At 67.2% G+C, this 21295-nt stretch carries 17 protein-coding genes and 1 other RNA gene; 6 read left to right on the top strand and 12 right to left on the bottom strand.

Features of this window, described 5'->3' with window-relative positions; genetic code table 11:
- Window positions 1-114: 114 nt before the first annotated feature.
- From mnmE to rpmH, 5 genes are all read right to left on the bottom strand, one after another.
- The gene (gene mnmE / locus IPP98_06455) at window positions 115-1452 is read right to left on the bottom strand and encodes a tRNA uridine-5-carboxymethylaminomethyl(34) synthesis GTPase MnmE (protein MBL0178755.1); all 1338 of its coding nucleotides are present in this window, start codon (window positions 1450-1452) and stop codon (window positions 115-117) included.
- 130 nt (window positions 1453-1582) lie between these two features.
- The gene (gene yidC, locus IPP98_06450; GenBank protein MBL0178754.1) at window positions 1583-3307 is read right to left on the bottom strand and encodes a membrane protein insertase YidC; all 1725 of its coding nucleotides are present in this window, start codon (window positions 3305-3307) and stop codon (window positions 1583-1585) included.
- 14 nt (window positions 3308-3321) lie between these two features.
- Window positions 3322-3585, bottom strand: a complete 264-nt coding sequence (yidD, locus tag IPP98_06445; protein ID MBL0178753.1) for a membrane protein insertion efficiency factor YidD — start codon at window positions 3583-3585, stop codon at window positions 3322-3324.
- Entirely contained in the window at window positions 3582-3893 is a 312-nt protein-coding gene (gene rnpA, locus IPP98_06440) for a ribonuclease P protein component (GenBank protein ID MBL0178752.1), read from the bottom strand. Before rnpA ends, yidD begins: the two co-directional genes overlap by 4 nt.
- A 32-nt stretch (window positions 3894-3925) precedes the next feature.
- Complete coding sequence (gene rpmH, locus IPP98_06435) at window positions 3926-4087, bottom strand: 50S ribosomal protein L34 (GenBank protein MBL0178751.1); 162 nt, start codon at window positions 4085-4087, stop codon at window positions 3926-3928.
- 142 nt (window positions 4088-4229) lie between these two features.
- Here rpmH and dnaA point away from each other — a divergent pair, with 142 nt between their 5' ends.
- The 3 genes from dnaA (at window position 4230) to IPP98_06420 (ending at window position 8863) form a co-directional block, all read left to right on the top strand.
- A complete protein-coding gene (dnaA, locus tag IPP98_06430) occupies window positions 4230-5621 on the top strand; it encodes a chromosomal replication initiator protein DnaA (protein ID MBL0178750.1) in 1392 nt (463 codons plus the stop codon).
- 229 nt (window positions 5622-5850) lie between these two features.
- Window positions 5851-6963, top strand: a complete 1113-nt coding sequence (gene dnaN, locus IPP98_06425; GenBank protein ID MBL0178749.1) for a DNA polymerase III subunit beta — start codon at window positions 5851-5853, stop codon at window positions 6961-6963.
- Window positions 6964-7093: 130 nt separating this feature from the next.
- Window positions 7094-8863: a M28 family peptidase gene (locus IPP98_06420; GenBank protein MBL0178748.1), complete on the top strand. Its 1770-nt coding sequence runs from the start codon at window positions 7094-7096 to the stop codon at window positions 8861-8863.
- 140 nt (window positions 8864-9003) lie between these two features.
- Here the strand turns inward: IPP98_06420 and IPP98_06415 are convergent, their stop codons facing one another.
- The 4 genes from IPP98_06415 to rnpB form a co-directional block, all read right to left on the bottom strand.
- Entirely contained in the window at window positions 9004-9750 is a 747-nt protein-coding gene (locus IPP98_06415) for a transglycosylase domain-containing protein (GenBank protein ID MBL0178747.1), read from the bottom strand.
- Window positions 9743-10600, bottom strand: coding sequence for a hypothetical protein (locus IPP98_06410; GenBank protein ID MBL0178746.1), 858 nt, complete (start codon window positions 10598-10600; stop codon window positions 9743-9745). Before IPP98_06410 ends, IPP98_06415 begins: the two co-directional genes overlap by 8 nt.
- 109 nt (window positions 10601-10709) lie before the next feature.
- Complete coding sequence (locus IPP98_06405; GenBank protein ID MBL0178745.1) at window positions 10710-11474, bottom strand: hypothetical protein; 765 nt, start codon at window positions 11472-11474, stop codon at window positions 10710-10712.
- Window positions 11475-11541: 67 nt separating this feature from the next.
- An RNA gene (gene rnpB, locus IPP98_06400) (RNase P RNA component class A) lies at window positions 11542-11932 on the bottom strand.
- Window positions 11933-12065: 133 nt separating this feature from the next.
- Here rnpB and IPP98_06395 point away from each other — a divergent pair.
- Window positions 12066-12899, top strand: coding sequence for a helix-turn-helix transcriptional regulator (locus IPP98_06395; protein ID MBL0178744.1), 834 nt, complete (start codon window positions 12066-12068; stop codon window positions 12897-12899).
- Window positions 12900-12987: 88 nt separating this feature from the next.
- Here the strand turns inward: IPP98_06395 and pyrE are convergent, their stop codons facing one another.
- Entirely contained in the window at window positions 12988-13542 is a 555-nt protein-coding gene (gene pyrE / locus IPP98_06390; protein ID MBL0178743.1) for an orotate phosphoribosyltransferase, read from the bottom strand.
- 14 nt (window positions 13543-13556) lie between these two features.
- The gene (locus tag IPP98_06385) at window positions 13557-14447 is read right to left on the bottom strand and encodes a serine/threonine protein kinase (GenBank protein ID MBL0178742.1); all 891 of its coding nucleotides are present in this window, start codon (window positions 14445-14447) and stop codon (window positions 13557-13559) included.
- 79 nt (window positions 14448-14526) lie between these two features.
- Between IPP98_06385 and IPP98_06380 the strand changes: the two genes are divergently transcribed.
- Together IPP98_06380 and polA are read left to right on the top strand one after the other, a co-directional pair.
- The gene (locus IPP98_06380; GenBank protein ID MBL0178741.1) at window positions 14527-15888 is read left to right on the top strand and encodes a GWxTD domain-containing protein; all 1362 of its coding nucleotides are present in this window, start codon (window positions 14527-14529) and stop codon (window positions 15886-15888) included.
- A gap of 27 nt (window positions 15889-15915) precedes the next feature.
- On the top strand, window positions 15916-18804 hold the full coding sequence (gene polA / locus IPP98_06375; protein MBL0178740.1) for a DNA polymerase I: 2889 nt from the start codon (window positions 15916-15918) through the stop codon (window positions 18802-18804).
- A gap of 194 nt (window positions 18805-18998) precedes the next feature.
- On the opposite strand, the gene IPP98_06370 is transcribed toward polA, so the two are convergent.
- A complete protein-coding gene (locus tag IPP98_06370; protein MBL0178739.1) occupies window positions 18999-21260 on the bottom strand; it encodes an MMPL family transporter in 2262 nt (753 codons plus the stop codon).
- Window positions 21261-21295: the final 35 nt, after the last annotated feature.

Below are 21295 nucleotides of genomic sequence, written 5' to 3'. Positions count from 1 at the left end.
CAGGGCGACGCATGCGCCCTCCCTCCGCGCCGATCGCGCCATGTGTAAGGGCGACGCATGCGCCCTCCCTCCGCGCCGATCGCGCCATGTGTAAGGGCGACGCATGCGTCGCCCCTACTTGCCGATGCAGAACCCCGTAAACACCCGATCGAACACCTCCTCCCGATCCACCACCCCAATCAATCCATCCAGCGCAGCCACCGCCTCTTGCAGCTGGTGCGCCCCCAGCACAACCTCCCCTGCCCCGAGCTCTGCGTGGGCGAGCCGCAGCGCCACCAGCCCGGTCTCGATGGCGGCTCGATGCCGAGCCCTGGTGAGGAGGCCGCCATCATCGGCGGAGCGCCCCACGGCACCGAAGAGGCGCTCGGCGAGGAGGCGTCGGAGGTCGGCGATGCCATCGCCAGTGTGGGAGGAGACAAAGGTGTAGTTAGTAGTACCCCGTAGTACACCAACACTACGGTCTGACTTTGTTACCAGCGGCACCACTTCGCAAGAATGACTAAATGAATATTCACTTCTTTTGGTGTCTTCTGCTAACTCATTGCAGTAAAGCACGATATCCGCAGCCGCTAGGTAGCGCAACGACACTTCGACGCCCATCGCCTCAAGCCGGTCGTGGCTATCGCGGAGGCCCGCGGTATCAACCAGGCGCACGGGCCAGCCCCCGACCGTGGTATCGGCCTCGATCGCGTCGCGGGTGGTGCCGGGGATCTCGGTGACCAAGGCACGCTCGCTGCCGAGGAGGGCATTGAAGAGGGTCGACTTGCCGGCGTTGGGTGGTCCGGCCAGGACCACGAGGGCGCCTTGCCGCACCCGCTCACCATCGGCCGCGGTCGCCAGCAGCCCCTCGAGCTGCGCGATGAGTCCGCGTACGGCCGCCACCGGCCGCTCGGGGGCGACCGGTCCGTCGTCCTCTTCGGGAAAGTCGACCGCGTAGGCCAGCAGGGCCTGGGTCTGGAGCATCTCCTCACGAAGGGCGGCAATCCGCCTCGAGAGTGCGCCATCGAGCTGCCGCAGCGCCACCCTTGCCTGCCCCGGGGCGGTCGCCGAGATGAGGTCGCCGACGGCCTCGGCCTGCAACAGGTCGAGTTTGCCGTTGAGCACCGCCCGCCGGGTGAATTCTCCCGGGTCCGCCGGCCGCGCCCCGGCCGCCACGATCGCCGCGACGACCAACCCCGGCACCAGGGCGCCACCATGCACCGAGAACTCCACCGTGTCGTCACCGGTGAAGGAGTGCGGCGCCGGGAAGCAGGTCACCAGGGCCTGATCGATCGCCTCGCCGTCCGACCCGACTAGCGCCACCAGCTGCGCCTCACGAGGACGGCCACCCTCCAGCGCCGGCGCGAGCTGCTGCGCCACCGGGAACGCCTCCGGACCCGCCAGGCGCACGACGGCGATGGCGCCGAGGCCTGGGGCGGTGGCGACTGCAACGATTGTGGAGCCGTTGGGCATCGGTGAGGGTCGTTAGTCGTTAGTCGTTGGTCATTAGGGGTGTCGGGTGAAAGGTAAGAGGTGAGACGCCTGCCCACGCGGGCGACGTCTCACCTCTCACCTCTAACAACTAACGACTAACGACCAACGACTAACGACTTCCCTTCGTCTTCACCTCAACCGCCGGCGCCGCCTTCGGCACCAACTTCTTCCGCTCCTTCATGATCATCCATTGCTGCGGCAGCGAGACGATGTTCTGGATGGTGTAGTACAGGTTCAACCCGGCCGCGAAGCGCGAGAAGAGCACCAGCATCATCACCGGCATCATATACATCATCATCTTCGCCTGCGGATTCGGCGGCATCCCCATCTGGCCGATCTTGGAGACGGCGAACATCGACACGGCCATGATCACCGGGATGATGTAGAGCGGGTCGAAGCGCGAGAGGTCCGTCATCCAGAGGAAGGGGACACCGCGCAATTCGATCGTGTTCGCGAGCACGAAGAAGACGGCCAGGAGCAAGGGGTAGGGCAACAGCATCGGCCAGCAGCCGCCGAATGGATTGACCTTGTTCTCCTTGTACAGCTTGAACATCTCCGCCTGCTGCCGCTGCGGGTCTTCCTTGTAGCGCGTCTGCAGCGCGGTGAGCTGCGGCTGGATCGCCTGCATGGCGACCATCGAGCGCATCGCCTTCTGGTTGAGCGGCCAGAGCAGCAGGCGCACCAGGATGCCGAAGATGACGATCACCCAGCCGTAGCTCAGGCCGGTCGACGAGTGCAGCCAGACGAAGAAGCTGCGGATCCCGACGGCGAACGGGCGGATCACGGTGCGGAAACCCGGCCAGCCGTAGGGATTCACGTCGTCGAAATCGTGCCCTGCGCGGGTGAGGTGGTCGTATTCCATCGGGCCGAGGAAGAGCGACCAGCCGAACTGTCCGCTGGGCGGCACCACGACCGACGCCACGACTTCCGCGCGCGTTGGCGTCTTGATGTTGGTCTGCCGGGCGTGCGCCCGCACCGCGCCGATCAGGCCGCGCGCGCCACCGACGGCGGTGCTGTCATACGCGAAGAGGCCGGCGACGAAGTACTTCGACTTGACGGCGACCCACTCGAACGGGCCGTTGAGGACGCGCGACTCGCCCACTTCCAGCGACGAGAAGCGGGTGAGCGTGGTCTTGTCGAGCTTGGTGACGACGCCGCTCTCGCGATGATTGGCGACCGTGTCGTCTTCCGTCTCGCGGAAGCCGTCGGCAAGGCCGAGGAGCAGGGTAGCGCCGGTGCCGGCGAGGCCGGTGACGGTGCCGCTCACCCGGACGCGATAGTCATCCGGCGCGAACTCGTAGCGCAGCGCGATCGCATAGCGCCCGGACTGCCCGTTGAGCGTCAGCGTCGCTGGCGCGTCGACCGCCACCAACGAATCGGCGCTCGCGGTGAAGTCGATCCGGTCGAGATGCACCGTGTCGCCCGAGACGACCAGCTTGCCGGTCAGCAGGGGCGCGTCGGCGCGCAGCAGCTCGAGTGTGTCGCGCTTGCCCGAGGCAAGCGTGTCGCTCGGGTACATGGTGGTGTACGACTGGAAGCGTGACGAGACGAACTGCCCGCCGCGCGTCGAGATGCCGTAGCGATAGAGCGGCGACCGCACCGAGACGACGCGCTCGGGGACGCGCACGACCGACGCGGCGCTGTCGCCGGCCGGGGCCGCCTGCATCGTCGAAGGCGAATCGGTCGCCCCCGCGAGCGGGGCGGGCCCACCTGCCTTGGCGACGACCGACGAATCGGCGGCCCCTGGCAGCGGGGCAGGGCGCTTCAGGAACATCGGCGTAACGGCGATTACCAGAATCAACGCGATCGCGATCAACGGCCTACGATCGTTCACGAGCAGCTCACAGGTCAGGGAACCGGGTCATAACCACCCGGATGCCAGGGATGGCAGCGGGCGACCCGTTTGATGGCCAGCCACCCCCCAGCCAGGGCCCCGTGGCGGCGCACCGCCTCCAGGGCGTACTGGGAACAGCTCGGCGCGAATCGACACGCCGGGGGGAGAGCCGGTGAAATGAAGCGCTGATAGCCGCGAATAAGGAGGGCAAGGGCACGGGCTGGACCTGACGGGGTCGGTGCCTCGGGCGTTTCAGGGACCGGCGGGGGGGTGGTCACTCGGCCCGCTCGGCGCACCAGGCCAGCAGTTCCAGCCGGAGGGCGGCATAGCTGGTGGCATACACCTCCGGACGCGCCCGGATCACGACGTCCAGGGCGGGGAGGGAAGACTGAAGCTCGCGTCGCCACAGCTCCTTCAGCCACCGCCGAATACGATTGCGGGCCACCGCGGTCTGTCGGAACTTCGGGGTAACGAGTCCGAGACGCGGATGGCCCGATTCGCCGGCCTTCCAATGAATGTCCACCGAGGGGTGGCGGCTCCGCTGTCCACTCCGGAAGACCCGGCGGACCTCGTCACTGCGGACCAACCGACGCGAGCGCGGAAAGCGCTCGTCGTCGGTCAGACGCGGGCGTGCTTCGAGCCGATGGAAACCGTCAAGGCCTTCCGACCCTTCTTGCGGCGGCGGGACAGGACGGCGCGACCCCAACGGTCTTCCATCCGGTTCCGGAACCCGTGCTTGGCCACGCGACGCTTGTTGCGGGGCTTGTACGTTGGCATCATGGTAGAACTCTCCTTCCAAAGTAGCCGAGCAACGTAGCCCTCGGGCCCCAGGAATTCAAGGGGTTTGACTTTTCCACATTCGGGACCTAGAATCGGCCTCCCTAGCAACGCCGCCTGACCCTGTCTCCCGTCATAGAGCCTGATGCCGCTGTCCGCCAAAGACCTCTGGAAGCGAGTCCTCGACGGCGCCAAGCCCGTCATTCCGGAGGGCATGATCCAGACCTGGTTGGCCTCGAACGAGGCAATTTCGTTTGAAGGCGGCACGCTGCTGGTCAGCACCCCCGACGACCTCGCCAAGCGCTGGAACGAGGAGAAGTACGCGCCGACGCTGGTGCAGGTGGCGAGCGCCGCCGCCGGGGAGCCGGTCGCCGTGGTGTTCCAGGTCGCCGCCGAGCGTCAGAAGCGGCCCCAGATGGACCTCTTCGTCCCGACCGCGGCGCCCGAGGCGCCCGCGACCCCGGTCACGCCGGTGAATCCGAGCGCCCAGCCGCTGAACGACCGCTACACCTTCGGTCACTTCGTCATCGGCAAGTCGAACGAACTGGCCGCCGCCGCCGCCCATGCCGTCGCCGAAGCCCCGGGGAAGCAGTACAACCCCTTCTTCATCTACGGCTCGACCGGCCTCGGCAAGACCCACCTCATGCAGGCCATTGCCCATGAAGTGTTGTCGCGCGCGCCGGCGACGCGGGTGCTCTACATCAGCGCCGAGCAGTTCATCAACGAAGTGATCGAGGGGATCCACGGTCGGTCGATGGCCGACCTGCGCCGCCGCTATCGCAGCGACGTCGATCTCTTCATCGTCGACGACGTGCACTTCCTCGAAGGGAAGGAAGCGACCCAGGAAGAGTTCTTCCACACCTTCAATGCGCTCTACGAGGCCGGCAAGCAGATCGTGCTGACCTCGGACCGGTTGCCGAAGGAGATCCCCGGGCTCGAGGCGCGGCTGGTGTCGCGCTTCGAGTGGGGCATGGTCGCCGACGTCAAGCAACCCGACCTCGAGCACCGCATCGCGATCCTGCGCAAGAAGCAGGAGCAGGACCACCTCGAGACGACGATCCCCGACGACGTCCTCCGCTTCATCGCCGAGAATGTCCGGTCGAACGTGCGCGAGCTGGAGGGGTGCATCATCAAGCTCCTCCTCTACGCCTCGCTGCGGCACAAGGAGATCTCGATCGAGCTGGCCCGCGAGGCGCTCAGCGACAAGATGCGGCCGGGCGACGACGCCGAGGCACGCCAGAAGACGCTGCCGACGATCGAGAAGGTCCAGGAGGTCGTGGCGCGGCGTTGGGGCGTGACGCCCGAGGGGCTGCGCTCCAAGGCGCGCATCAAGACGCTGACCGTGCCGCGGCAGATCGCGATGTTCCTCGCCCGCGAGCTGTTGCAGATGCAGCTGGTCGAGATCGGCCAGGCGTTTGGCGGCCGCGACCACTCCACCGTGATCCATTCGGTGGACAAGGTGCAGACGCAACTCGGCCGCGATCGCGACTTCCGCGCCCGCGTCGACTCGGCCCGGCAGGAGTTGTTGACAGTCTGACCACAATGTTTGCGGCGTCCCCGACAGAACGTGGGGAAGTGTGGGAGATCGTGGGGAACTCGTTCGACTATCCCCGCTCGTCCACGCGGCGTAAACAGGGACAAACTGTGCAGTACCGTGTACCGGAAGCAGTTAGGGGTTTGATACACATTTCAGCCCCCTCTACTACTACTACTATCATATATATCTTGAAAACAGCAGTAGTTCTTGGCAACCCTGGGGATCGCCGATGAAGTTCACCATCACGCGGGAACAGCTCTCCGAAGGCGTCAGCGCCGTCAGCGCTGCCGTGCCGTCCAAGACGACGCTCCCCGTGCTCGCCAACATCCTGCTCGAAGCCACGAAGGACGGGCTTCGGCTCTCCGGCACCGACCTCGACATCGCCGTGAGCACCACCGTGCCGGCGTCGGTCGACCAGGAAGGGGCGATCACGCTGCCAGCGCGGAAGCTCCAGGAGTTGGTGCGCGAACTGCCGAGTGCCGGCATCCGCTTCACGACCCAGGGTGAACAGCGGGTCACGATCGAATGCGGCCGGTCGAAGTTCAAGCTGCTCGGATTGCCGCGCGAAGAATTCCCGGCGTTCCCGCAGGTGACCTTCGATGGCGCCTCGCGGACCACCGCCCGTGACCTCCAGAAGCTCGTGGCACACGTCGCGTTCGCTGCCTCGACCGAGGAGAGCCGCCCGATCCTCAACGGCGTCCTGTGGCAGCTCACGGCCGACCGGATGCGGATGGTGGCCACGAACGGTCACCGGCTCGCGAAGATGGAAGTGCCGCTCCAGGGTGGCACGGCGCAGCCGGCCGAGTTGATCGTGCCGCCGAAGGCGCTCGAGCAGTTCCGGAAGCTCTTCGGGGCGGACGACGAGATCGAGATCGGCCGCTCCGACAACCACCTCGGCTTCAAGTCGGCGACCACCCAGGTCTTCACCCGACTGATCGAGGGGCCGTACCCGAATTACGAGCAGGTCATCCCGCGCGAGAACGACAAGTTCGCGACCGTGGAGAAGGCCACCCTGATCGCCGCGCTGCGCCGCATGAGCATCGTCGCCTCCGACCAGACCCACCGGATCCGGATGTCCTTCGGCGACGGCTCCTGCCGCCTCTCGGTGACCACCCCGGACCTCGGCGAGGCGCAGGAGGAGATCACCGTCTCCTACGAGGGCGAACCGCTCGATATCGGCTTCAACGCCAACTACCTCCTCGAAGTGCTGAAGTACATGCCGACCGAGGAAGTTCGTCTCACCTTCAAGGCGCCGGAACGGGCCGCGACGGTCGAGCCGGTGGGCTGGGACGACCCGGCCGCCTACCTCACACTGGTGATGCCGCTGCGACTGATCGACTGATTGGACCCGCACGACCTAAACGAGAAACGGGAATCGAGAACTCCGGGAAGGCTCCGCTCGTACGGAAGAGCGAACCACCCTCGAGACCACGGTTCCCATTTCGACTTGCTGCCACTGCTCTGGAGTCCTGATGAAGCGAATTCTCCCCGTTGCCCTGCTGGCCGTCCTCGCCCTGCCGCTGACGGCGCAGGTCAAGAACCCAGGAACGAGCGCTCCCAAGGCCAAGGCCGGCGCGGCCAAGACCGTCTGGCCCGACGAAGGGCCCCGCACCTGGGCGCCGCGTCCGACCACGCCAGCCATCGACGCCAACGACCTCCGCACCCGGCTGTACCAGATCGCCGATGACTCGATGATGGGTCGCGAGGCGGGCACCCTCGGCAGCTACAAGACCACCGCGTACATCGCGAAGGAAATGACCCGCCTCGGGCTCAAGCCGGCAGGCGAGAATGGGACGTTCTTCCAGGATGTTCCCTTCGGGCCGACCGGTTACGACGTCAAGATCAGCGAGCTGATCGCCGATGGCCGCAAGCTGACGCCGATCATCGAGTGGGTGCCGATGACGCCATCGGCGGTGAACGGCATCAGCAACCGGATGAATGCCGGCGCGACGGCCACCGTCTTCGGCGGCCGCTGGGGCGACACCACGGCACTCGATGCCGCTGCGGTCGCGGGCAAGATCGTCGTCTTCTCGCCGGCCCCGCCGGCGGCTCCCGCCGCTGGCGGTGGCCGCGGTGGTGTCCCCACCGTGCGTGACCAGCGTGCCCAGAAGGCCGGCGCCATCGGCGTCCTGGTGGCCGGACTCGATGCCATGCCTGAGGCGCAGCGGATCAACGCCTTTACGCTGCGGATCGCGCTCAAGCCCGCCAACCCGGGCGACATCGCCGGCGTCCCCGCGGCCAACATCTCGATGGCTGCCGCCGAGGGGCTCCTTGGCGGGCCGCTCGCGCAGTTGAAGGTCGGCACCGTCGGGAAGAGTGTCAGCGGCAAGTGGGTCAGCGAGTGGACGATGTCGAAGACGCCGGGCCGCAACGTGATCGCGATGCTGCCGGGTTCCGATCCGAAGCTCAAGGATGAGTATGTCCTGATCGGCGCGCACACCGACCACATCGGGATGGTCAACGGCAATCCGCCGGAGCACGATTCGCTCCGCGCCTACAACCGCGTCATGCGGCCGCAGGGCGCCAATGATCGCGTCGCGACGGTGACCGCCGAACAGTGGGCCCAGATCAACGCGCTGATCGCCAAGGCGCGCGCGGTCCGCCCCGCCCGTCCCGACACCGTGAACAACGGCGCCGACGACGACGGCTCAGGCACCGTGGTGTTGTTGGAGATCGCCGAGCGCTTCGCGACGGAACCGGCGCCGGCCCGCTCGATGATCTTCAACTTCCACATCGGCGAGGAGAAGGGGCTGGTGGGCTCGAAGTGGTTCGTCGACCATCCGACGATCCCGCTCGACAAGATCGTCGCCGCGCACAACATGGACATGCTCGGCAAGGGTCGCGTCACCGACGTCCGCTACGGCGGTCCCGCCTCGGTGCAGATGCTCGGCTCGCGCCGGCTCTCCGACAACTTCGGCGACGTGATCGACTCGCTCAATGCCGTGCGCGCCGAGCCGATGGTGATCGACTACTCGTGGGATCGCACCAACGCGTTGAACCGCTTCTGCCGCTCCGACCAGGTGAGCTATTTCAACAAGCAGATCCCGGTCACCTACTTCTCGCTCGGCTACGCGGTGGACTACCACATGCCGACCGACGAGCCGCAGTACATCGACTACGAGCACGGCGCGCGCGTCGGCCGCTTCGTCGCCGAGATCGCGCGGACCGTCGCCAATCGCCCGGAGCGCCTGCAGTTGCTGCCGGCCGACAAGCAGGACAAGAGCGCGAGCTGCACGAGATAGCAGCGAACGGCGAACGGCGAACAGCCGAGCGCGTGGGACGTGAAAGGTAAGAGGTGAAACGGTTGCCAACCTGGGCTCCGTTTCACCTCTCACGTTTTACGTCTTACCAACATCGCCGTTCGCTGCTCGCCGTTCGCCGTCTACATATGCCCCAAAATCCAATCCCGCTTCCACAGCATCCGCCCCGGTCGTTCTCTTGGATTCGACGTGGTCGGGGCAGGGAGGGTGCCGGCGAGTGTCGCGGCCTCGACGCGTGTGAGTCGTGAAGCGGGCTTTCCGAAGTACGCGCGACTCGCCGCTTCGACGCCCCAGATCTCGTCACCCAGCTCGGCGGTGTTGAGGTAGAGCTCGAGGATGCGGTCCTTGCCGAGCCAGAGTTCCAGTCGCCACGCGGTGACCACTTCCTTCACCTTGCGCAGTGGATTGCGCGACGGCGAGAGGTAGAGGTTCTTCGCGAGCTGTTGGGTGAGGGTGCTCGCGCCGCGGGCATCGCCGAGGTCGCTCCGCACGATGGCCCGCGCGAGGTCCTTGCGATCCTTGGCGTCGGTGAAGTTGAAGGAGTCCCGGCGGTAGCCCAGCGCCTTCCGGAGCTCGACGTAGTCGACGCCGCCGTGCTCGTAGAAGCGGTGGTCCTCGGCCACCAGGACTGCGCGCGCCATCACCGGGGCGATCGCCGACATCCGCACCGGGGTATACTGTCGCTTTTGGGCGGCCTCGGGGTTCTCGCGGCGGCGCATCGCCTGGAAGGCGGTCTGCCGGGGGAAGGTGACCCGGTACCAGAGCGGCGGCGGCCAGACGGCGAAGAGCCAGAAGATGAACAACCCGACCGCGATGACGAGCCCCTGCCAGATCCGCCGCCAGACCGACGGTTTCTTCCCTTCACTCATTCGGCGACTTGGCGGCGAGCGGCCGGAACCGGATCAGGGTGCGGCTGTACTGCATTGTGGGAATCGACTGCTGGCTGCCGGGGATGGTGATCAGCTTGGCGGCGGAATCGACGACCGTGGCGACCTCAACCCGGCCGTCCAATGTCATGTAGTACTGAGCACTACGACTACCCTGTGCGGTCATCGTCATGTTGCGCCCGGCCGAGGAACCGCGGCCGATCTGTTCGAACGCCTCCCGGACCTGGACCGGGATGACGCGGATGCCCTCACGATCCATCGGTGCGGCGACTCGCCACTGTCCGGTGCGCTGGTCGTCGGTCCGGAAGATCTCGACGCGGATGTTTTTCTTGCTGGTGTCGGCCCAGCGGTCGCCGGGGCGGGCACCGCCGCGGGGGAGCCTGGGCAGGAGGTTGGCGACCGTCTGGGTCAACTCCTCGACGAGGACGCCCCCCCGTGAGGCGGTGAAGTTCTCGAGCTTGCCGTAGGCGCCGAGCCACCCGGTCCAGGTGGTGCCGACCGCTTCCCGGGAGGCTTCGGCGGAGGCGGGGATCAGCTGCAGGGAGTCGAGCGTGACCGTGAGGTTCTTCCCCTCGATCCGCAGGGCGAAGAGGGCGTTCCGCCCCAGTCGCTGCAGCTGCTTGCCGCCATTGGGGAGGGTGAGGATCAGCGAATCACGACGCTCGAGGAGCACCCGACTCTGCCAGAGCGTCGACAGGGCGATGGCGCCCGCGGCCGGCTTCGCGGAGGCAACGTTGGTGTTTGGCGTGGGGCGTGTCACCGGTGTCGGCGACTTCCCGCACCCCGCAAGGGCGAGGAGCGCGGCGATCGTGAGCCCGCGTTGGGAGGTCATCAGCATGAAGGGGTCCGGTGAGGGTCGCAGGGAAGGTTGGCACGGGGGGATGGAAATGCAAAGTCGCCGCCGCCCGCGAGGGGCGACGGCGACTCCTCACTTCCCGAGATCAGGGAATGATCGTGAACGTCACTTCGGTCGTGGCGCTGACCGGAATGGAATCCGCCATCCCTTCGATGGAGACGAGCAGGTCCTGCATGGCCTTGATGGTGCCCTTCGTCATCGGACCGATCGCCGGGCCGGTGAGCGACCGCGTGCCGCTGATCTTGGCATTGATGGTCTGCTTGCCGTTCGGGCTCGGTCCTTCGCTCATCATCGTGCCGGTGGTGGTGGCATCGAAGGTCATCGACGCCATCGTCCCGGTCGAGACGGTCCAGTTGAGCAGCGTGGTGGAATTCTGCTTGACGCCGTCGGTGCTCTTGTCCGTCTTGACGGTGTCCGACCAGGTATCGCCGACCTTTGCAGCAGGGCGGAGGCCCGGGAAGAGATTCTCGACGCCGCCGGCAAGCAGCGCCACGAGCGGGTTCTGCGCCGACGGCTTGAGGCCGTCCTTCGCCTTGCCGTTGATGATGACGCCGTGGAAGAAGACACCCTTGGCGCCCCCGGCCGCGTCGCCCAGCTGCGGCGGCAGCTCGATGCCGGCGGGGATCACGATCGAGTCGACCACGATGTGCGCGAGCTGGCCACCGGTGGTGTCGCTCATCGTCACGGAGACGAAGCCGATCACGCCGAGGTCGGAGGTCTGCTTGCCGCCACCCATCGCCGACATGTCCACTTCCTGCTGCGCCTTCACTTCGATCCGGTAGCGCTGCGGCGCTGTCGGGCCCGTGACGGTCCCGGTGAGCGTTGCGAGGGCCAGGAAACCAACCAGCATGCCGAACCTCTTGAGTAGGGATCCCGTGCGGGATCCAGTGGGAACCCGCGCCACCATGCGGCGGCGCGGGGCGGGTAAGACCGTAAGCCGAGTTTTGTTCGTGCCGGTGTGACCCGGCCCGGATGATCATCTGTCTGGGACGTTCGTCACCGAACGCCTCGAGCAGCCTACCCGCGGCTATAGCGGTGCGGGCCGCACCTCGCCGCCTATTTGGCCTTGCTCCGACCGGGGGTTACCGTGCCTCCGACACTTACGTGCGGAGCGGTGGGCTCTTACCCCACCGTTTCACCCTTGCCTGTGCCCGTCGAGCAAGCTCTCGGGGTCATCGGCGGTTTGCTTTCTGTTGCCCTGTCCGTCGCCTCACGGCGCCCAGGCGTTACCTGGCGATCTGCCCTCTGGAGCTCGGACTTTCCTCGATGCCGAGTCGCCTCGACACCGCGATCATCGCGTCCTACCCGAACCGGAAAGCTAGTCGGCGGGTCCCCTACGCGTCATTGGGACCCTCTGTGTCACCCGACAGTTCCACTCCCCATTGAGCCGGGGTTGAGCCGGGACCAGCACTCTGGGGGTGTCATTCACCCAGGAGCTCCGATGCCACCGACCCCCACGATCGCCGCCGTCCTCGAACCCCAGGAACGCTCCCGGGTGGATGCCGCCGGAAACGGCTACTTCTCGCTGGTCCACCGCGAATCGGTCCGGGACGCGATTCGGGTGGTCCGCGAGCGCCCCGTCGATGCCATTCTGGTATCGGTCGGGCGCTGCGCCGGGGAAGCCCCGGCGCTGCTGGAGCAGTTTGCCCGTGCTTTCCCCGCGATCCCCACCGTGGCCCTCCTCTCGACCCATCATGCCGGCTCGAGCGAGGCGCTCCTCCGCCTCGGCGCCACCGGCGTGCGCCGCGTCGTCGACACCACCGACCCGGCGGGCTGGCGACGGTTGCGCGAGGTCCTCGGCGCGCCCCCGGCCGAGCGGGCCCACACGATCCTCACGCCGGTGCTCGCGACCCTCGCCCCCCTCCCGGGTGGGTCCCAGCGCTTCTGGGAGGAACTCTGCCGCAGTGCGCCGGAGACGACGACGGTCCGGCAACTCGCACGCCGACTGGTGGTCACGCCCTCGACCTTCGTGTCGCGCTTCGCACGCGCCGGCTTGCCGTCGCCCAAGGATCACCTGGTGGCCGTGCGGCTCTGTCACGCGGCGAAGTTGTTTGATGAGGGGGAGCTGACGGTGGCGGACGTCGCGTATCGACTCGACTACGCGTCACCCCAATCGTTCGGGCGGCACCTGCGCGTGGTGCTGGGGATCACGCCGAGCGAATTCCGCGCACGCTTTCCGTTCTGCAGCGTGCTCGATCGATTCCTCGACCGACTGGTGAAGCCGCATGTCGAGACCTGGCGGCGGTTTCATCCGCTGGCGCCGGGAAGGGGATGACGGAAACGGGATGATGGATGATGGATGATAGATGACGGAACCCGCGCGCTCGGTGATCCATCATCCATGATCCATCATCCATTATCCATCAGTTCAATCCCAACTCCCGCGCCGACACCAACGCAATCACCGGCACCCCCGTCGCCTCGATCTTCTCGCGGCCACCGGCCTCGCGATCGACGACCGCCAGCACCCCGATCACCGTGCCACCGGCCTCGCGGACGGAGTCGATCGCGGTGAGGGCGGAGCCGCCCGAGGTGATCACGTCTTCGATGACCACCACGGCATCACCGGCGGAGAAGTTGCCTTCGACCTTGCGCGCGGTGCCGTGTTCCTTGGCGGCCTTGCGCACCGAGAAGGCATCGACGATCGGCGCGTGGTCGATCGAGGCGCGGGCAATCGCGTAGCTCACCGGGTCCGCGCCCATCGTCAGCCCGCCGACACTGGCCGGCGCCCATCCCGCGGCGCGAATGGCGCCGAGCGCGATCGGGCCGATCAGCGCCTGTCCCTGCGCGCTCATCGTGGTGAGCCGGCAATCGATGTAGTAGGTGGAACGTGCGCCGGAGGCGAGGATGAAGTCGCCGAAACGCACCGAGCGCTCGCGCAACAAGGCGACGAGCGCATCATGGGCTGCTGCAGTCATGGGGAGGGTCCTGGTTACTTCTTGAAGAGCGACGAGAAGAAGCCGCCCTTCTTCTCCGGTTGGGCCGTCACGGCCTCCTGGAAGGCATTGGTGAAGTCGGTCACCGTCTTCCAGCGCTTGCCGAGGTCGCGGGCGAGTCCCTTCATCACCACTTCCTCGAGCCGCGACGAGAACTTGAGCCCCTTCACCGCCTCGTTGAGCGAGATCGGGTCCTGGGTCAGCAGCTGCTGGAAGAGTTCGCGCGGGTTCTTGCCCGGAAATGGCGTCAATTCGGTCAGAAGCTGGTAAGCAATCACGGCCAGCGAATAGACGTCGGCCTGCTCACCCACCAGCTCGCCGCTGAGTGCTTCGGGGGCCACGTACTGCAGCGTGCCGACGAAGAATCCCGCGCGCGTGAGCCGCTCTTCGGCCGGCAATTCGGCGTCGCGCGCGATGCCGAAATCGAGCAGCCGTGCCTTCTGGGTTGCCGGGTCGTACATGATGTTCGCCGGCTTGAGATCGCGATGGATGATCCCGACCCGATGCGCTTCCTGCAGCGCGGCGCCGAGCTGCACCACGATGTTCGCGGCGACCGGTGCCGCCAGCGGCCCCGAGCGCGCGATGAACGTCTCCAAAGGCTCGCCAGCGGCCCATTCCAGCGCGAGGTACTGTACGCCGTCGGCTTCGCCGAAGTCGAAGGTGCGCACCACATTGGGATGGACGACGCGCGCGCCGAATTCGGCCTCGCGCAGGAAGCGCTTGACCGCAACCGGGTCGGCGGCAAGTCGGGGACGCAGCAACTTCAGCGCGACGGGACCCCGCTCGGGGTGTTCGGCGAAGTAGACTTCTGCGGTCCCGCCCTCACCGACGGCCTTTTGCAGCGTGTAGCCGGCGATCGTGCGCCCGATAAAAGGATCTTGTGCCATGGGATGCCGTAAAGGTACAGTGCGCCCCGCCGCCCCGGCAAGCGCAAGCAGAGGCCGTTCAGACGTCCTATACTACACTATGCCCTACATCCTTCGTCGTCGCGTCGGCGCCCTGGGCGCCCCAGCCCTGCTCCTTGCCCTCATCGCCGGCTGCACCAGCTGGCAGCGTGTCGGCTCCAGCAAGGGCTCCTCCCCGGACCAGCAGCTCCTCCAACTCTTCGACCCGATGGCGATGTACAGCCGCCTCGGCCGGATCGTCTCGGCGGACCAGATCCCCTTCATCGGCACGGTGGCGCTCGTCCCCGGCCATGGCGACTCCACGCAGGCGATCGTCGGCCTCTCGCTGGGGAACCGCGCCTTCGCCTTCGAGCGGAGCGGCAGCGCCTGGCTGGCGCGCTACCGCGTCGAATACCTCTTCGAACGGCCGGGCGCGGCCCCGATCTCGGTCGGTCGTGACGAGAACCTTCGGGTCGACACCTTCCAGGAAACCGGCCGGATCGACGAGTCGGTCCTGCTCCAGCAGGTCGTCCAGTTGGCGCCCGGCGACTACACCGTCACGGTGCGGGTGCGCGACCGCGGCAGCGACCGGGTCGGCACCGGCAAGCAGCCGTTGACGGTCACCGCCTTCACCCCCGGGACCGTCTCCGCCCCCCTGCTGGCCTATGAGGTCGCTGGCCGCGGCAAGCGAAATGACTCGCTCCGGGTGGTGCTCAACCCGCGCGGGACGATTGCCTTCGGCGAGGACACCCTGCTCGTCTACTTCGAAGGGACCGGCTTCACCCAGCCGACCAGCGTGCCGATCGAGATCCGCGACGAGCGCGACTCGGTCGTCTTCCGGTCGACGGCACGCTTCACCGGCGCCCGCGAGGTCGAGAGCCAGTTTGTCCGCATCGCACCCGACTCGGCCCCCCTCGGCCAGCTCACCGTGGTGGTCGGGGCGCCACCCAACGCCCGCCTCATCAACGGCATCGTCTCGTTCTCGTCGAACTGGGTGGTCACCAACTTCGACGACCTGCTCGACCTGCTCCGCTATTTCGGGAACGACGCCAAGATCGCCCTGATGCGGAAGGCGAGTCGCGAGGACCGCGGCCAACTGTGGCGCGACTTCGTGCGCGAGACGGACCCGAACACCGGGACCCCCGAGAACGAGTTGCTCGCCAACTACTTCTCGCGGCTCGCCTACGCCAACACCCGCTTCCGCGACGAAGGGATCGCCGGCTGGCGCACCGATCGCGGCGAGGTCTTCATCGCCCTGGGCGAACCCGACGAGATCTACGACCAGTCGCTGCAGACCGGGCCGGTCCGCTACATGCGCTGGACCTACAACGAGGCGCGCGTCACGCTCTACTTCGAGGACGTCAGCGGCTTCGGGCGCTTCCGGCTGGCACCCCAGAGCCGGGGCGACTTCGAGAGCGCCAAGGCCCGGATGAAGCGGCGGTAGGGCGATCCCGCGGGTTATTCTTCCCGCATGCCCAACCATACCCCGCAGCAACTCTTCCTCGTTGACGGATTTGCGCTGATTTTCCGGGCGTTCTTCGCCCTCATCTCCAGGCCGCTTCGCACCGCCAAGGGCGAGAACACCTCGGCGGCCTGGGGGATCACCAACTTCCTCCTCCGACTCCGCGAGAAGTACCGCCCCGACTACCTGGTCTGGGTCAACGACGCGGGCGATTCCTTCCGCACGCTTGAGTATCCCGAATACAAGTCGACCCGCGAGAAGCTCGACGACGAACTGCAGGCCGACTTCGACACCGCCGTCGCGCGGGTCAAGCAGCTGCTGGTCGCCTTCGGCATCCCGCTCGTGCAGGTGCAGGGGTACGAGGCCGACGACGTGATCGGCACGCTCGCGCTCCGCGGTGCCGCCAAGGGACTGCAGACGGTGATCGTCTCCGGCGACAAGGACTTCTACCAGCTGATCCGCCCCGGCGTCTCGCTGCTGAACCCCGGTCGCGGCGGCCCCGGCGGCGTCGACGAGGTCTGGGTCGATACCACCAACGGCGCCGATCGCCTGGGCATCCCTCCGCATCAGGTCACCGATTATCTCGCGCTGCTCGGCGATGCTTCCGACAACGTTCCCGGCGTGAAGGGGATCGGCGAGAAGGGTGCCGTCGAGCTGCTGCAGCAGTTCGGCGACCTCGAGACCATCCTCGCCAACGCCGCCAACGTCACCAAGAAGCGCTCCCGCGAGGCGCTGCTCGAACAGGCCGAGCAGGCACGGCTCTCGAAGCGGTTGGTGACCATCATGACCGACGTCCCGGTCGAACTCGACCTCGATGCCCTCGTGGTGCACGCCCCCGACAAGGCCGCGCTGATGCGCTTCTGTCAGGAGCTGGAGTTTTCCTCGCTGGTGCCGCGCCTCGGCAACCTCGGCACCGACCAGGACCCGGCGCTTTTCCCGGTGGGTGCCACGGCAGCGGCCCCCGCGCCAGGCGCCACCGCGGTGGCCGCCGAGGCGCCGCCAGTCGTCGACCGCTCGGCCCCCGACATCAACGTCACCATCGTCGACGATCCGGCCGCACTGCCGGCCCTCGTCGCGATGTGGCGTGCGGCGCCGATGATCGCCTTCGACACCGAGACGTCGTCGCTGGAGCCGCATGACGCCGAGCTGATCGGGTTGTCGATCGCGATCAACGCGAAGGATGTCTGGTACATGCCGTTCGGGCACCGCTCGCCGGCGTCGGACCTCTTCTCGGGCACGTCGACCGACGCCGGGGTGACGCCGCCTCGCGACGACGCGCCGAAGAATCTCCCGCCCATCACCAGCGCCGCCTGCGCGCCACTCGCCGAGCTGCTGCGCGACGCCACGGTGAAGAAGGCGGGACACAACCTGAAGTACGACGTGCAGGTGATGCGGCGCGCCGGGATCGAGGTGGGTGGCCTCGCCTACGACTCGATGCTGGCGTCGTTCGTTGCCGATCCGTCGCGGCGCTCGCACGGGATCGATGCGCTGGTACTCGAAGCCTTCGGCACGCTGATGACGCAGTACACCGACCTCACCGGCAAGGGAAAGCAGCAGATCCCGTTCGCCGAAGTGTCGGTGGCGGCCGCGGCGTCCTACTGCGGTGCCGACAGTGCGATGGTGCTGGCACTGCACGACTGGTTCGCGCCGACGCTCGACCAGGCAGCGCTCCGCCCGTTGCTCGAGACACTCGAGATGCCGCTGATCCCGGTACTCGTCGACATGGAGTGGACGGGGATACTGATTGACCTCCCCCGCTTCGCGGAGCTGGGGCGGATCCTCGGTCACGACCTCGAGGTGCTGGAGACCCAGATCCAGGCGGCCGCGGGTGGCAAGGCGCTCAACATCAATTCGCCGAAGCAGCTCGCCGTGATCCTCTTCGAGGAGCAGGGGCTGCCCGTCCTCAAGAAGACCAAGACCGGGCCGTCGACCGACGCCGAAGTGCTCGAGCAGCTCGCCGACATGGGGCACGAACTGCCGAAGCTGATCCTCGGCTACCGCGAACTGCAGAAGCTCAAGAACACCTACGTCGACGTGCTGCCGACCAAGGTGAACCGCACCACGGGGCGCATCCACACCTCGTTCAACCAGGTGGGGGCGCAGACGGGGCGGCTCTCGTCGAACGATCCGAACCTGCAGAACATCCCGATCCGCACGCCGCGCGGCGAACTGATCCGCCGCGGCTTCATCCCGCAGCCGGGGTGGAAGTTCGTGGTGGCCGACTATTCGCAGATCGAACTGCGGCTGATGGCGCACCTCTCCGAAGATCCGGCGTTCGTCGAGGCGTTCCGCTCCGGGGGCGACATCCACAGGCAGACCGCCGCGATCATCTTCGGCGTACCGCTCGCGGAGGTGACCAGCGAGATGCGCGCGCGCGCCAAGACGATCAACTTCGGCACCATCTACGGCCAGGGGCCGTTCGCGCTCTCCAAGATGCTCGGTATCACGCAGGACGAGGCGAAGAATTTCATCGGCGACTACTTCTCGCGATTCAGCGGGGTGCGTGCCTTCCTCGACAAGCAGGTCGAGCTCGCGCGCGAGCAGGGGTATGTCGAGACGCTCTTCGGGCGTCGGCGCTACATCCCCGAGATCCGCGACAAGAACTTCAACTTGCGCGCGTTTGCCGAGCGCACTGCGCAGAACACGCCGCTGCAGGGCTCGGCGGCCGACCTGATCAAGCGGGCGATGGTCGAGATCCACGCCGCCTTGCCCGCAGCGGGATTGAAGTCCCGCCTGTTGCTCCAGGTGCACGACGAACTCGTCGTCGAGGCGCCCGCCGAGGAGGCGGAGGCGACGGCGGCGCTGGTGAAGGAGCACATGGAGGGCGCGGCGGTGCTGAAGGTCCCACTGCAGGTGGGCATCGGGATCGGGGAGAACTGGGTGGATGCGAAGTCGTGATGCCAACGTCGCGGTGTGATGTCATGATGTAAGGGCGCAGCATGCTGCGCCCATACACCGGCGACCACCCCACGACCCCCGGCATCACGGCATACGCCCCGGGACGCACTCCGATCTCCTCATGTACGGGCGCAGCATGCTGCGCCCTATGCCAGCATCACGACAGGGCAAGACGGGCGCAGCATGCTGCGCCCCTACGGATCTTTCCGCGGCGGCTTGTACCCCGGCCACCAATTCCACGCCCCCGCGATCTGCATCAGGCTCGGCACCAGCACCATGCGGATGATGGTGGCATCGAGCAGCACGGCGACGGCCAGGCCGAAGCCGACGAACTGCATCAGCAGGATGCGGGCAAAGGCGAAGGCCCCGAAGACGGCGATCATGATCAGCGCCGCCGAGGTGATCACCGAGGCCGTCGCCGAGAGGCCTTCGCGGGTGGCGAGCGTGTTCTGGCCGGTGCGATCGAAGGCTTCCTTGATGCGCGCCAGCAGGAAGACCTCGTAGTCCATCGACAGGCCGAAGACGACGGCGAAGACGATCACCGGTACCAGCACGTAGATCGCCGAGGTCGGGCCGGTGATGCCGAAGAGCGAGCCGCCGATCCCCTCCTGGAACACCAGCACGATCAACCCGAACGTCGCCGCGACCGAGAGCGAGTTCATCACCACGGCCTTGATCGGCACCAGCACCGACTTGAAGACGATCGCGAGCATCAGCGCGGTGACGCCGAGGATCAGGGCGACGATCAGCGGGAAGCGCTTGAGCAGCAACGACTGGAAGTCGAGCGCGGAGGCGACGTAGCCGCCGACCCGCACCTGCGCGTTCTTCAGTTGCTTGATCTGACCCGAGGCCACGCGAGCACGAATCTCCGTCACCACGTCCATCGCCGTGGTGAGGGTCGTGGTGTCGGCCAGGATCACGTCCATCAGCGTGGTGCGGCCGTCGCGCCCCAGGTACGCGTCGAGGAAATCGGGATAGCGCGCGCGCACGGTGTCGGGTTCGCTGTAGAGCAGCGAGTACTCGAGGATCGAGGTGCCGGGAGCGATGTCGACCAGCGACTTCACGTCGCGCACGCGCGGGTCGGCGCGCAGCGAGTCGGAGAGTCCCTTGAGGCCGCGGAGCGCCGTGGCACCGGTGCCATCGCTCCCTTCGGGGAATTCGATCAGTACGCGCACCGGCTGGATGTACCCCGACATCCCCATCCGCTCCAGCGTGGCGACACCGGCCCCGGCCTCGGTCTCTTCCGGCCACCAGTGCCGCGAGGGCAGCCCGATCCGCAGCTTGAGCGCGGGCAGCGTGAGCAGTGCGATGATCGTCCCGCCAATGACCAGCGCGCGATACGGATGGCGCGAGAGCGAGCGCGCCCAGCGCTCCCAGATCTGCGGCCGGTGGTACCAGGCGAGCCGGCGCGCGAGCCAGCGCGGCCGGTCGATGTTGCGCCCCAGCAGCGAGAGAAGGGCGGGGAGCAGTGTGGTGGCGAGCAGCACGGCCACGGCCACCACCAGCAGTCCGGCGATCCCCACCGAGCGCGTCTCGGTCAGTGGCGTGAGCAGCAACGCGCCGAAGCCGACCACCACCGTCATCCCCGACACCATCACCGCGTGCCCGGCGGTGCTGAAGGTGCGGGCCGCCGCCTCACGCGGGCGAAGCCCGGCGTTCAGCTCCTCGCGGAAGCGGGTGATCACCAGCAACGAATAGTCGATCCCGACACCCAGGCCGATCATCGAGATCATGTTGAGCACGAAGATCGACATCGGGAAGAAGGTGGCCACCCAACCGACCAGCGTGAGCGTGATCGCGATCGCCATCACGCCGACGATGATCGGGAGGAACGCAGCCACCAGCGCGCCGAAGGCGAGGATCAGGATCGCCAGGGTGATCGGCACCAGCTTCGTCTCGTTGCGGGTGGCGTCCTCGGCCGAGACGGCGCGAATGTCGAGGTCGAGCGGGGCGCGGCCGGTCACCAGCACGCTGTAGGCGTCGCGGTCGGGGAAGCGACGGAGGACGGAGTCGAGGGCCTGCCGCAGTGGGGCCACGGCCGCGGCGACGGAATCGCCATCGCGCCGGTTGAGCGCCACCAGGAAGAAGGTGGTGCGGCCGTCGCGCGCGACGAATGTCGAGTCCTTGGTGGTGCGGACGGACACGACGCCGCTTGCGAACGGTTGGGCGCGCGCCGCGGCGAGGAGGGAGTCGAGCAGCTGCCCGGGGATCCCCTCCGTCATCCGGGCGGGGCCCTGCACCGTCACCGCAAAGAATTCGCTGATCGGCCGGGAGAAGCGTGCGGAGAGGAGCGAATCGGCGACGCGCGCCTCGGTCGTGGCGTTGGCGCCGCCCCGAAGCTTGAGCATGCCGACGGTGTCCCCGGCGCGGACCGCCGCGAGGACACCGATGACGGCCCAGATCGCAATGACGGCCCAGCGCCAGCGCACCAGGGCCCGTCCCAGAGAGTCGAACACGGCACAATGGTAGGAGCGCCCATCCCTCTGCGCCA

Source organism: Gemmatimonadota bacterium (assembly GCA_016720805.1).
Taxonomy (GTDB): domain Bacteria; phylum Gemmatimonadota; class Gemmatimonadetes; order Gemmatimonadales; family GWC2-71-9; genus Palsa-1233.
Note: the sequence above shows the minus strand (reverse complement) of the source record. Positions and strands in the feature narration are given on the sequence as shown.